Source organism: Streptomyces sp. NPDC057697 (assembly GCF_042799335.1).
GTDB lineage: Bacteria > Actinomycetota > Actinomycetes > Streptomycetales > Streptomycetaceae > Streptomyces.
Map to the genome: position 1 here is coordinate 104,957 of NZ_JBHVJA010000007.1, position 12,548 is coordinate 117,504.

10 protein-coding genes and 1 tRNA gene are annotated in these 12,548 nt (G+C 71.5%); 8 read left to right on the forward strand and 3 right to left on the reverse strand.

The features are described from left to right. On the reverse strand, nucleotides 1-1,284 hold the full coding sequence (locus tag ACFVFH_RS19790; RefSeq protein ID WP_383770182.1) for an MFS transporter: 1,284 nt from the start codon (nucleotides 1,282-1,284) through the stop codon (nucleotides 1-3). 452 nt (nucleotides 1,285-1,736) lie between these two features. After that, entirely contained in the window at nucleotides 1,737-3,275 is a 1,539-nt protein-coding gene (locus ACFVFH_RS19795) for a potassium/proton antiporter (RefSeq protein ID WP_383770185.1), read from the reverse strand. Between the two features lie 292 nt (nucleotides 3,276-3,567). Here ACFVFH_RS19795 and ACFVFH_RS19800 point away from each other — a divergent pair, with 292 nt between their 5' ends. After that, nucleotides 3,568-6,318, forward strand: a complete 2,751-nt coding sequence (locus ACFVFH_RS19800; RefSeq protein ID WP_383770187.1) for a penicillin acylase family protein — start codon at nucleotides 3,568-3,570, stop codon at nucleotides 6,316-6,318. On the opposite strand, the gene ACFVFH_RS19805 is transcribed toward ACFVFH_RS19800, so the two are convergent. Beyond that, a complete protein-coding gene (locus ACFVFH_RS19805) occupies nucleotides 6,308-6,895 on the reverse strand; it encodes a 5-formyltetrahydrofolate cyclo-ligase (RefSeq protein ID WP_383770190.1) in 588 nt (195 codons plus the stop codon). The two genes, ACFVFH_RS19800 and ACFVFH_RS19805, sit on opposite strands and share 11 nt — an antisense overlap. Before the next feature lie 104 nt (nucleotides 6,896-6,999). Here ACFVFH_RS19805 and galU point away from each other — a divergent pair, with 104 nt between their 5' ends. The 7 genes from galU (at nucleotide 7,000) to ACFVFH_RS19840 (ending at nucleotide 12,439) form a co-directional block, all read left to right on the forward strand. Further along, nucleotides 7,000-7,902, forward strand: a complete 903-nt coding sequence (gene galU / locus ACFVFH_RS19810; RefSeq protein WP_383770193.1) for a UTP--glucose-1-phosphate uridylyltransferase GalU — start codon at nucleotides 7,000-7,002, stop codon at nucleotides 7,900-7,902. 4 nt (nucleotides 7,903-7,906) lie between these two features. Then, nucleotides 7,907-9,217, forward strand: coding sequence for a gephyrin-like molybdotransferase Glp (glp, locus tag ACFVFH_RS19815; protein WP_383770195.1), 1,311 nt, complete (start codon nucleotides 7,907-7,909; stop codon nucleotides 9,215-9,217). A gap of 151 nt (nucleotides 9,218-9,368) precedes the next feature. Beyond that, complete coding sequence (moaC, locus tag ACFVFH_RS19820; RefSeq protein ID WP_383770199.1) at nucleotides 9,369-9,869, forward strand: cyclic pyranopterin monophosphate synthase MoaC; 501 nt, start codon at nucleotides 9,369-9,371, stop codon at nucleotides 9,867-9,869. Further along, the gene (locus tag ACFVFH_RS19825) at nucleotides 9,866-10,390 is read left to right on the forward strand and encodes a molybdenum cofactor biosynthesis protein B (RefSeq protein WP_383770202.1); all 525 of its coding nucleotides are present in this window, start codon (nucleotides 9,866-9,868) and stop codon (nucleotides 10,388-10,390) included. The genes moaC and ACFVFH_RS19825 overlap by 4 nt, the downstream gene beginning before the upstream one ends. Before the next feature lie 17 nt (nucleotides 10,391-10,407). Then, nucleotides 10,408-11,019: a GNAT family N-acetyltransferase gene (locus ACFVFH_RS19830; protein WP_383770204.1), complete on the forward strand. Its 612-nt coding sequence runs from the start codon at nucleotides 10,408-10,410 to the stop codon at nucleotides 11,017-11,019. 158 nt (nucleotides 11,020-11,177) lie between these two features. Then, a complete protein-coding gene (gene glpR, locus ACFVFH_RS19835; RefSeq protein ID WP_383770207.1) occupies nucleotides 11,178-12,269 on the forward strand; it encodes a gephyrin-like molybdotransferase receptor GlpR in 1,092 nt (363 codons plus the stop codon). A gap of 96 nt (nucleotides 12,270-12,365) precedes the next feature. Then, a tRNA-Ala gene (locus ACFVFH_RS19840) sits at nucleotides 12,366-12,439 on the forward strand. Nucleotides 12,440-12,548 lie beyond the last annotated feature (109 nt).

Below are 12,548 nucleotides of genomic sequence, written 5' to 3' on the forward strand. Positions count from 1 at the left end.
TCAGTCCACCGTGACCGGCTCCCGGTGACCGACACCACGTGCCACGGTCCGTCCCGAGGCGGCGGGCACGAGCCTCGAACGCAGCCCCACGAGGGTGATCAGGGCCAGTACGGTCCCCACGAGCGGCACCACGAATCCGGCGGCGGCCCCGTGGGCGTCCGCGAGCCGCCCGGCGACCGTCACCGCCGCCGCCTGGCCGAGCGCGACCGAACCGGTCAGCCAGGTGAACGCCTCGGTCCGGGCGGACCCCGGCACCAGGGCGTCGACCAGCGTGTAGCCGCTGATCAGGGCCGGGGCGATGGAGAGCCCGACCAGGAGTCCGAGCCCGGCCAGCAGCGGCACCGAGTGGACCGCCCACAGTCCGGAGGCGGTCAGGGTGAGCGCCGCGTACCCGACGATCAGCCGCCGTCGCGGCCCGCTCTTCCAGGCGATGGCGCCGCAGGCGATTCCCGCGAGCATGTTGCCGGCCGCGAAGACGCCGTACAGCAGGCCGTTGGCCCCCGGGCGGCCGATCTCCTCGGCGAAGGCGGTCAGCGAGACCTGCATGCCGCCGAAGACCGCCCCGATGCCGAGGAAGGCCACGGCGAGCACCCGTACACCCGGTACGGACAGCGCGGAGGAGCGCGGCCGGGAGGCGTCGGACACGGAATCGCGCACCGCGGGCTGGGTGCGGCGCTGTGTGGCGAACAGCAGCCCGCCGACCAGGGTCAGCGCGGCCTCCGTGATCAGTCCGGCCGCCGGGTGCACCCCGGTGCAGAGCGCGGTGGCGAGCACCGGGCCGATGACGAAGGTGAACTCGTCCGTCACCGATTCGAAGGCGGCCGCGGTGGCCATCAGCGGCGAGGCCTCGCGCTCCGGGGTCGCGCCGAGCATCGCCGCCCAGCGGGCCCGCACCATCGGCCCGATCTGCGGGACGGAGGCACCGGTCGGCACGGCCGCCACGAACAGCGCCCACAGGGGAGCGTCCGCCAGTGCCAGCGCCGTCAGCACCGACACGGACACCGCGTGCACCAGGACGCCGGGCAGCAGCACGGCGCGCTGGCCGAAGCGGTCGGCGAGCTTGCCGGTCTGCGGCGCGAACAGGGCCATGGAGACCCCGGTCACGGCGGCGACGGCGCCCGCGCTGCCGTACGAGCCGGTGGTGTGCTGGACCAGGAGCACGATGCCGATGGTCAGCATCGCGAAGGGTTGCCGGGCGGCGAAGCCCGGCAGAAGAAATGTCCACGCACCCGGGGTGCGCAGCAACTGCCCGTATCCGGGGCGGTCGGTGACCGTGGACGCCACGGTCCATGCCTTTCTGCCGCCTGGTGGCCGAGCTCCCGCGGCGCGGCCGGCACGGGTGGGTGCGGGCTCGTTCGTGCGGGTGCTGCCGAGAGCTGTCCTCTTCGCGCGGAACTGCGGTAGATGCCGGGCGCTCAGCAGAGGCGGAGGACGCCACGACCGCCATACGGTCGCGCCAGCTCTGCATCAGACAGAGTTGGTCGTTCGGGTTGGTCGATCGGGTCGACCGGCCCCGTCACGGGTCCGGTCGGATTCCCTTCATGATACAGGCCAAGGCCCTTGTGCACCTGTGAATGTGTGCAGGCACACCCCGTCGGCACCTCGGTTCGGAAGCACCTGTGAGGGATGTTTTCGTCAGGCCGCCCCCACGGCACCGGTGCGCCCCGGGCGCCCGCCCGGGGCCGCGCCCCCGAGCGGTACGCCTGCCCCGGGCCGCCCCGGGCCGCCCCGGGCCGTCAGTGGTGCGCCTTGGGGCCGCCGCTCCTGCCGAGCTTCTTCACGGCCTTCAGCGCGTGTGCCGCCTCATGGGCCGCGTGCGGCCCCGAGAGGTCCTCGCCGCCCTTGCCGCCGGTCCCCAGCCAGCCCGCGAGCTTGCCGCCCTCGCCGACCGCGCGCAGCCGTTCCTCCGCCGCGTCGCGCACCGGGTCGGTGGTGACCACCAGCAGCTCGTCGCCGCGCCGCAGCACGGTCGAGGGCGCCGGTACGAAGCTCTTGCCGTCCCGCACCACGAGGGTGACGGCGGCGCCGGCGGGCAGCCGCAGTTCCGCGACCTCCACGCCGTGCATCTTCGACCGGCCCGGGATCGCCACCGAGAGCAGATGACCGCGCAGCCGCTCCAGCGGCGCCGACTCGATGCCCAGGTCGGCGGCCTCGGACGGATCGTCGGCGATCTTCAGGGCCTTCGCCAGCCAGGGCAGCGTCGGCCCCTGGATGAGGGTGTAGACGATGACGAGGACGAAGACGATGTTGAAGACACGGGTGGAGCCCTCGACCCCGGCGACCATCGGAATGGTCGCCAGGATGATGGGCACGGCGCCGCGCAGCCCCGCCCAGGACATGAGCGCCTTCTCCTGCCAGGGCAGCCGGAACGGCGCCAGCGAGATGAAGACCTCCAGCGGACGTGCCACCACCGTCAGCACCAGCCCCACGATGACCGCGGGCCAGAAGTCGTCGTACAGGTCGTGCGGTGTGACCAGGAGCCCGAGCAGGACGAACATCCCGATCTGGGCGAGCCAGCCGAGCCCGTCGGCGAAGCCGCGGGTGGCGGGCCAGTGCGGCAGCTTGGCGTTGCCGAGGATCATCGCGGCCAGATAGACGGCGAGGAATCCGCTGCCGTGGGCCAGGGCGCCCGCCGCGTACGCGGAGACCGCGATCGCCATCACGGCGATCGGGTAGAGGCCGGAGGCGGGCAGCGCCACGTGGCGCAGTCCGAACGAACCGAGCCAGCCGACGGCGATGCCCACGGCCGCGCCGATGGCGAGCTCCAGGGCTATCTCGCCGACCAGGACGTACCAGCTGTCCACCGGCCCCCTGGTCGAGAAGGCGACCACCAGAATCACCACGGGGGCGTCGTTGAAGCCGGACTCGGCCTCCAGCACCCCGGTGACCCGGGCGGGCAGCGGCACCTTGCGCAGCACGGAGAAGACCGCGGCGGCGTCCGTGGACGAGACGACGGCGCCGATGATCAGCGACTGCCGCCAGTCCAGCCCGACCAGGTAGTGCGCGCCCGCCGCCGTGACGCCCACGCTCACCGCGACGCCGACCAGCGAGAGCATCACGGCGGCGGGCAGCGCCGGTTTGATCTCTTTCCACTTCGTGCCCAGGCCGCCCTCGGCGAGGATCACGACCAGAGCCGCGTAACCGATGACCTGGGTCAGTTCCGCATTGTCGAACTTGACGTCGAAGATGCCGTCCTGCCCCATGACGATCCCGATGCCGAGATACAGGAGCAGGCTGGGGAGCCCGCTGCGCGACGAGATGCGCACCGCCGCCACCGCGACGAGCAGTACGAGCGAGCAGACGAGCAGGAGTTCGTTGAGCGTGTGGACAGACAGTGGCCGTTCCTTCCCCGCGTACGCCTGCCGAGTCGGTCGACCTTCGGCATCGGCCCTTGGCGGCCGGTACTTCGTTACCTTACCTAATCTTTAACGTTTTCTTGACGCCTTCGAGCATTCGTACGACCCCTGTGCAATCCCGGCCATCCCGATACCGCGTCGGAGCCGTACCGGCGCTGCGCCTATGGTTGCTCCTGCACTCCCAGGACCACCTGCCCCTCGAAGGACAGCGATGCCCGCCAACACCACCGCCTCTTCCGCCGCCACCGGTTCCGCCGGTGCGAAGACCGGCCGGAAGAAGGGGCGACGTGCCCGCCTGATCGTGATCGTTCTGGTGCTGGCGCTTGTCGCGGGTATCGGTTACGGGACGTTCTGGTCCGTATCGACCGTGCGGGCCTCGTACCCGCAGACCACCGGATCGGTGAAGCTCGACGGCCTCGACGGCACCGTCGACGTCAAACGCGACGGCTACGGGATCCCGCAGCTGTACGCGGACTCCGACGCCGATCTCTTCCGCGCCCAGGGCTTCGTCCAGGCGCAGGACCGCTTCTGGGAGATGGACGTCCGCCGTCACATGACGGCCGGCCGGCTCTCCGAGATGTTCGGCTCCGGACAGGTCGAGACGGACTCCTTCCTGCGCACGCTGGGCTGGCGCAAGGTCGCGCAGGAGGAGTACGACAAGGTCCTCTCCGAGGACACCAAGAAGAACCTCCAGGCGTACGCGGACGGCGTCAACGCCTACCTCAAGGGGCGCGACGGCAAGGACATCTCCGTCGAGTACGCGGCCCTCGGCTTCACCAACGACTACAAGCCCACCGAGTGGACCCCGGTCGACTCGGTGGCCTGGCTCAAGGCCATGGCCTGGGACCTGCGCGGCAACATGCAGGACGAGATCGACCGCTCGCTGATGACCAGCAGGCTCGACGCGAAGCAGATCGAGGACCTCTACCCGGCGTATCCGTACGACAAGCACCGGCCGATCGTCGACCAGGGGGCCGTCTCCCCGGTCACCGGGAAGTTCGACCCGGACGCCGCCCCGTCCGACTCCCTCGGCTCGGACACCGCGCAGGGTGCCACCGAGGGGCTGAACACCCAGCTCTCCGCGCTCTCCGACACCCTCGACCAGATCCCGGCGCTGCTCGGCCCGAACGGCAACGGCATCGGCTCCAACTCCTGGGTGGTCTCCGGCGACTACACCACCACCGGCAAGCCGCTGCTCGCCAACGACCCGCACCTGGCGCCGCAGCTGCCCTCGGTCTGGTACCAGATGGGCCTGCACTGCCGCGAGATCACGGCGAAGTGCCAGTACGACACCGCGGGCTACACCTTCTCCGGCATGCCGGGCGTGATCGTCGGCCACAACCAGGACATCGCCTGGGGGCTCACCAACCTCGGCGCGGACGTCACCGACCTCTTCCTGGAGAAGGTCTCCGGCGACGGCTACCTGTACGACGGCAAGGTCAAGCCCTTCGTCACCCGTGAGGAGACCATCAAGGTCGCGGGCGGCAAGAGCCGGACGATCACCGTCCGCGAGACCAACAACGGCCCGCTGGTCTCCGACCGCAGCAGCGAACTGGAGACGGTCGGCCAGAAGGCCCCCGTCACCAACGCGGCCCCGGACCGGGCCGACGGCTACGCGGTCGCCCTGAAGTGGACCGCGTTGCAGCCCGGCAAGTCCATGGACGCCGTCTTCGAGCTCAACCGGGCCAAGGACTTCACCACCTTCCGGGCGGCGGCCGCGGACTTCGAGGTGCCCTCGCAGAACCTCATCTACGCCGACACCAAGGGCCACATCGGCTACCAGGCGCCCGGCAGGATCCCGGTCCGCCTCAAGGGCGACGGCATGATGCCCAGCCCTGGCTGGACCTCGGAGTACGGCTGGAAGAAGGACCCGGTCCCGTTCGACGAGCTGCCCTACGAGTACGACCCGAAGCGCGGCTACATCGTCACCGCCAACCAGGCCGTGATCGACGAGAAGAAGTACCCCCACCTGCTGACCAAGGACTGGGGCTACGGCACCCGCAGCCAGCGGATCGACGACCTGATCCAGTCGAAGATCAAGGGCGGCGGGAAGATCTCGACCGAAGACATGCAGAAGATGCAGATGGACAACACCAGCGAGATCGCCGCGCTGCTGGTGCCCGAGCTGATGAAGATCGACATCCCGGACAAGAGCGTCCGCGAGGCGCAGAAGCTCCTGGAGGGCTGGGACTACACCCAGGAGCCCGACTCGGCCGCGGCCGCGTACTTCAACGCGGTCTGGCGCAACATCCTCAAGCTGGCCTTCGGCAACAAGCTGCCCAAGGAGCTGCGGGTCGAGGGCGAGTGCCTCAACGTGCCCCGGGCCGGCGGCTCGGGCCCGGTCGACGAGCAGCGCAGGCTGGTGCGCGAGTGCGGCCGGCGGTCCGCGGACTCCGCCCAGCCCGACGGCGGTGACCGCTGGTACCAGGTGGTCGCCGACCTGATGGACGACCAGAAGAGCGACTGGTGGAAGGCGCCGAAGAGCGGCCGGTACGAGGCGACCGAGAACCGGGACCAGCTCTTCGCCCGCGCCATGGATGACGCCCGCTGGGAGCTGACGGCCAAGCTCGGCAAGGACATCAGCACCTGGAGCTGGGGCCGCCTGCACCAGCTGAACCTGAAGAACCAGACCCTCGGCACCGAGGGCCCCGGCCTGCTCCAGCGGGTCCTCAACCGCGGCCCGTGGAACCTCGGCGGCGGCGAGGCCGCGGTGAACGCCACCGGCTGGAACGCGGCGGGCGGCTACGAGGTCGTCTGGGTCCCGTCGATGCGGATGGTGGTCAACGTGGGGGACTGGGACAAGTCCCGCTGGATCAACCTCACCGGCGCCTCCGGGCACGCGTTCAGCGCGCACTACACCGATCAGACCGACAAGTGGGTCAACGGTGAACTGCTCGACTGGTCCTTCGGCACCAACGCCGTCTCCAAGAAGACGACCGACACCCTGACCCTCAAGCCCTAGGGTCCGTCCGGCGGACCGACGCCGGTGTCACCACCACGTCCACGGGGTGGTCGTGCGGTTCCTCCGGAACCCGCGCGACCACCTCGTCGTCGTACAGCAGGACGACCAGCGCGGGATGGGCGCCGGCCGCGGCGAGCCGGGCCAGCACCCGGTCGTAGCTGCCGCCGCCGCGGCCGAGCCGCATCCCCCGCCCGTCCGCCGCCAGACCGGGCAGCAGGACCGCGTCCGCCTCCAGGACCGCCTCGGGGCCCAGCCGCCCGCCGTCCGGCTCCAGCAGTCCGCGGCCGGCCCGGACGAGACGGCCGGCTCCTTCGTACGGCGCCCAGTCCAGATCGTTGTCCGCGAGGAGCACCGGCAGCAGCACCCGCACCCCCCGGGCGCGCAAGGCGTCCAGCAGTACCCGGGTGCCGGGCTCGCTGCCCACGGAGACGTACGCGGCGACGGTGCGGGCTTCGGACAGCTCCGGGAGAGCCAATGCGGCCCGGGACAGAACCACCGCGGCGTTTTCCACGTCTTCCCTGGTCAGAAGGCGCCGTGCGGTCAGCAGTTCACGTCGGAGCAGCGCTTTTCGGGACATCTCTGTGCTCAACCGGCACCCCCGGGTCTCGTATGGGCATATAGGCGTATGAAGTTAACCGGACCCTCATCTTCTTCGCATACATACCGGTTATGGTTCTGCGCATGACTCAGTCGCACCCCAGGATCAGCAAGGCCGTCATCCCCGCCGCAGGGCTCGGCACCCGTTTCCTGCCGGCCACCAAAGCCACTCCCAAGGAGATGCTGCCTGTGGTCGACAAGCCCGCGATCCAGTACGTGGTGGAGGAGGCGGTGGGCGCCGGCCTCTCCGACGTGCTGATGATCACGGGCCGCAACAAGCGTCCGCTGGAGGACCACTTCGACCGCAATTACGAACTGGAGTCCGCGCTCACCCGCAAGGGAGACGCCGAACGGCTCAAGAAGGTCCAGGAGTCGAGCGACCTGGCCACCATGCACTACGTCCGGCAGGGCGACCCGCGCGGCCTCGGCCACGCCGTGCTGTGCGCCGCCCCGCACGTGGGCGACCAGCCGTTCGCGGTCCTCCTCGGTGACGACCTGATCGACCCGCGCGACCCGCTGCTGGCCCGCATGGTCGAGGTCCAGGAGCGCGAGGGCGGCAGCGTCATCGCGCTGATGGAGGTCTCGCCCGAGCAGATCCACCAGTACGGCTGCGCGGCCGTCGAGCCCACCGCCGAGGGCGATGTGGTGCGCATCACGGGCCTGGTCGAGAAGCCCGAGGGGGCCGAGGCGCCCAGCAACCTCGCCATCATCGGCCGCTATGTCCTGGACCCCGCCGTCTTCGGCATACTGCGCAGGACCGAGCCGGGCCGCGGCGGCGAGATCCAGCTCACCGACGCGCTCCAGCTCCTCGCCGAGGACGAGAAGGTCGGCGGCCCGGTGCACGGCGTCGTCTTCAAGGGCCGCCGCTATGACACCGGCGACCGGAGCGACTACCTCCGTGCCATTGTCAGACTCGCGTGCGAACGTGAGGACCTGGGCCCGGACTTCAAGACCTGGCTCCGCAGTTACGTCACCGAGGAGATGTAGCACTTTGAGCAGCACGACCTGGTCGGTGGACGAGCACCTGGACGACATTCTCGGCGCGGTACGGCCGCTCGAACCCATCGAGTTGCAGCTGCACGACGCCCAGGGCTGCGTCCTCGTCGAGGACGTCGTGGTGGAGATCGCCCTGCCGCCGTTCGACAACAGCTCGATGGACGGGTACGCGGTCCGTGTCGCCGACGTCGAGGGCGCCGACGAGGAGTTCCCCGTGGTGCTCACCGTCATCGGTGACGTCGCGGCGGGCAGTGACGGCCTGCCCGACGGCCGGGCGGTCGGCCCCGGCGAGGCCGCCCGCATCATGACCGGCGCCCCGCTGCCCGCCGGTGCCGAGGCGGTCATCCCCGTCGAGTGGACCGACGGCGGCACGGGCGGCGGCCCCGCCGAGACCATGCACCCCCTGAGCGACGCCCCGCAGGCCGCGGGCGGCGAGGTCCGGGTGCACCGTCCCGTCGAGGCCCGCGCCCACGTCCGGGCCCGCGGCAGCGATGTGAAGCCGGGCGACCTGGCGCTGAGCGCCGGATCGGTCGTCGGCCCGCCGCAGATCGGGCTGCTCGCCGCGATCGGCCGCTCGACGGTGAAGGTGCGGCCCCGGCCCCGGGTCGTCGTCATCTCCACCGGCAGCGAGCTGGTCCAGCCCGGCGAGGAGCTGACCGGCGGTCAGATCTACGACTCGAACAGCTTCGCGCTCACGGCCGCGGCCAAGGACGCCGGAGCGATCGCCTACCGCGTCGGCGCCGTCACCGACGACGCCGACGTCCTGCGCGCCACGATCGAGGACCAGCTGATCCGCGCCGACGTCGTCGTCACCACCGGAGGCGTCAGCGTCGGCGCCTACGACGTCGTCAAGGAAGCCCTGTCCTCGGTGGGCGACGAGGACGAGCCCGGCAGCGGCATCGACTTCCGCAAGCTCGCCATGCAGCCGGGCAAGCCGCAGGGCTTCGGCTCGATCGGCCCCGACCACACACCGCTGCTGGCGCTGCCGGGCAACCCCGTCTCGTCGTACATCTCCTTCGAGCTCTTCGTCAGGCCCGTGATCCGCACGCTGATGGGCCTGTCGGACGTGCACCACCCCACCGTCCGGGCCACCCTGAAGGCCGACAAGGCGCTCGCCTCCCCGGCCGGCAGGCGCCAGTTCCTGCGCGGTACGTACGACGCGGAGGCCGGCACGGTCACCCCCGTCGGCGGCTCCGGATCGCATCTGGTCGCCGCGCTCGCGCGGGCCGACGCGCTCATCGTGCTGCCCGAGGACGCCACCTCGGCCGAGCCCGGTACGGACACCGAGGTGATCCTGCTCCGCTGACCGCCCTGCGGTGGCGGTACGGTATCTGCTCGCTGTGCCTTCCCGGGGACACCCCCGGGCCCCCGGCCCGCACCCCGGTGCGGGCCCAGGGCCTGTCCGGCGGACAGGCCTGGCGGGCAACCGGCGCGCCCTACCGCGAGGCGGAGTGAGCTTGAGTACGCAGAACAGACTGACGCACATCGACGAGGCGGGCGCGGCCCGCATGGTCGACGTCTCGGAGAAGGACGTCACCGCGCGGGTGGCCCGCGCGAGCGGCCGGGTCCTCGTCTCGCCGCGCGTCGTCGAGCTGCTGCGCGGCGAAGGGGTGCCCAAGGGCGACGCCCTCGCGACGGCCCGGATCGCCGGGATCATGGGTGCCAAGCGCACCCCCGACCTGATCCCGCTCTGCCACCCGCTGGCCGTCTCCGGCGTCGGCGTCGAGCTGGTGGTCGCCGACGACGCGGTGGAGATCACGGCCACGGTGAAGACCACGGACCGCACCGGCGTCGAGATGGAGGCCCTGACCGCCGTCTCGGTCGCCGCGCTCACCGTGATCGACATGGTCAAGGCGGTCGACAAGGCGGCGGTCATCACCGACGTACGGGTCGAGTCGAAGTCGGGCGGCACATCCGGCGACTACCGCCGCACCGAGGCGGACGGAGCGAACGCGTGACGCCGCCCGGGGCGTCACCGGCCCCGCCCCCCTACCGCGCCCTCGTCGTCACCGCCTCCAACCGCGCCTCCGCCGGCGTCTACGCGGACCGCGGCGGCCCCCTGATCACCGAGGCGCTCGCCGAACTCGGCTTCGCCGTCGACGGCCCGCGGGTCGTGCCCGACGGCGACCCGGTCGAAGAGGCCCTGCGCGCCGGAGCGGCCGCCGGGTACGACGTCATCGTCACGACCGGCGGTACGGGGATCTCGCCCACCGACCGGACCCCCGAGGCCACCCGCCGGGTCCTCGACCGCGAGATCCCCGGCATCCCCGAGGCCATCCGCGCCGAGGGGCGCGACAAGGTCCCCACCGCCGCGCTCTCCCGGGGCCTCGCGGGCGTCGCGGGCGGCACGCTCATCGTGAACCTGCCGGGCTCGACCGGCGGGGTGCGCGACGGCCTCGCCGTCCTCGCCCGTCTCCTGGTGCACGCCGTCGACCAGGTGCGCGGCGGCGATCACCCCCGACCGGGGAGCCCGAGCTGAACGTCTCGACCTGGCCGGTGGTCCTCGGCGACGGCGATGTGGTGCTCCGTCCGATCAAGATGCGCGACCAGCGCGTGTGGCGCGAGGTCAACCGGCGCAACCGCGACTGGCTGCGCCCCTGGGAGGCGACCGTTCCGCCGCCCGCTCCCGGCGCCCCGGCGGCCCAGCGGCCGACGTACCGTCAGATGATCCGTCATCTGCGGGCCGAGGCCAACGCGGGCCGGATGCTGCCCTTCGCCATCGAGTACCAGGGACGGCTGGTGGGTCAACTGACTGTCGCCGGAATCACCTGGGGTTCGATGTGTTCCGGCCATGTCGGCTACTGGGTCGACCAGGACGTGGCGGGGCGCGGCGTGATGCCGACCGCGGTCGCCCTCGCCGCCGACCACTGCTTCCGGACGGTCGGACTGCACCGCATCGAGGTGTGCATTCGGCCGGAGAACGGACCCAGCAGAAGGGTCGTGGAGAAACTGGGATTCCGCGAGGAGGGCCTGCGCCCGCGCTATCTCCACATCGACGGGGCCTGGCGGGACCATCTCATCTACGCGCTCACGGCGGAGGAAGTGCCCGATGGGCTGCTCCGGCGCTGGCACCGGTCACGGCCCGGAACGCCACGGGAAATAAAATAAATGTTCGATATTGATCGGCGATTGACCGGTGATGGACACGCAAACCTCCGTGGCTGATCTGAACAATCACAAAAAAAGTCCGTGATATCAGCCGGATCGTGCGACACACCGGGCCAATTGGCGGATGCCCCCGTGCAAACCCCTCTACGGTGTGAGACGTGAGCAGCAGCGGCCTCATCTACGCAGTCATCGTCGGGGCCTGGGCCGCCTACCTGGTGCCGATGTGGCTCCGCAGGCAGGACGAACTCAACGAAGCCCGTCCGACGGAACGCTTCAGCACGGCCATCCGGCTGCTGTCCGGACGGGCGGCGATGGAGCGCCGGTACGCCAAGGAGCTGCGGGAGCGCACCGCCGGGGAGGCGGAGCCCGACGCGGACCCGGATGGTGCCACGGACCGAATGGACTCCGTGGACGTCCGGGCCTTCGCCGCGCCCGAGCAGCGGTCCGAACCGGCACAGGCGCAAGCCCCGGCCAAGGCACCGGCTTCCTCCCGGCGCGCACGCCAGCGCCCCGGCGGCTCGGAGGCCGAGCGCGTCCGGCGCGCCAAGCGCCTCCAGGTCCTCGCGCGCCGACGGCGCACCACCGTCGTCCTCTTCCTGGCCTTCACCCTCGGCGCGGTCGTCGCGGCGGTCGGCGGTCTCCACTTCCTGTGGGCGCCCGCGGTCCCGGCCGTCCTGCTGAGCACGTACATCGTGCATCTGCGGGCCCAGGAGCGGCACCGGTTCGCCTTCACCATGGACCGGCGCAGGGCCGAGGTGGCGGCGCAGCACCTGCGCGAGAGCCGCACCCGCAGGCACCAGCCGGCCGCGGCGGCCCCCGCCGAGCCCGACGAGGAGCCGGAAGCACGCCGCCCCGAACCGGAGCCCGCGCCCGAGGTCTCCCCGCAGGAGGCCGGCCGCCGCGCCCTCGTCGAGCAGACGGACCACGCGGAGTGGGTCGACCAGCAGCGCGAGCGCGGCCCGGTCCAGGGCGACAGCTGGGAGCCGGTCCCGGTCCCGCTGCCGACCTACGTCACCGCCCCGGTCGCCCCGCGCGCCACGGGCGGCGTCGAGGTCGGCAACCCGGAGACCTGGAGCGCGGCCCGCTCCAGCGCCGCCGAGCCCACGGGCACCTCGCACCCCGTGGCACCCCCGGCCGACCCGGCCCCGCGCCGCCGCACCAACCAGTCCCGCCGCACCCGGGACCGCGGCCGCACCCCGCTCTTCGACCAGTACGAGGACGGGGAACGCCCCCGGGCCGCCAATGAGTGAGCCGGTCCGGCCCCGCTGCGCCGCCGCCTCGGCTGACCAGCACGGACCGGATTTCCGAGCACCCCGTTCGGGGTGCTAGAGTTTCACTCGTTGCAAGGGCCTGTGGCGCAGTCTGGTAGCGCACCTCGTTCGCATCGAGGGGGTCTGGGGTTCAAATCCCCACAGGTCCACCGCACACACGGAGGTCCCGTCCGATCGGAAGATCGGGCGGGACCTCCGTCGTTGTGTCCGCAAGGGACACGACACCGCAGCGGATACGACAGCGCAGGGGACCGGCGC

Bases quoted from the DNA above. Each gene is read 5' to 3' on its own strand.
- ACFVFH_RS19800 (WP_383770187.1), top strand. From the start codon at position 3,568: ATGCCCGCCAACACCACCGCCTCTTCCGCCGCCACCGGTTCCGCCGGT.
- ACFVFH_RS19805 (WP_383770190.1), bottom strand. From the start codon at position 6,895: ATGTCCCGAAAAGCGCTGCTCCGACGTGAACTGCTGACCGCACGGCGC.
- galU (WP_383770193.1), top strand. From the start codon at position 7,000: ATGACTCAGTCGCACCCCAGGATCAGCAAGGCCGTCATCCCCGCCGCA.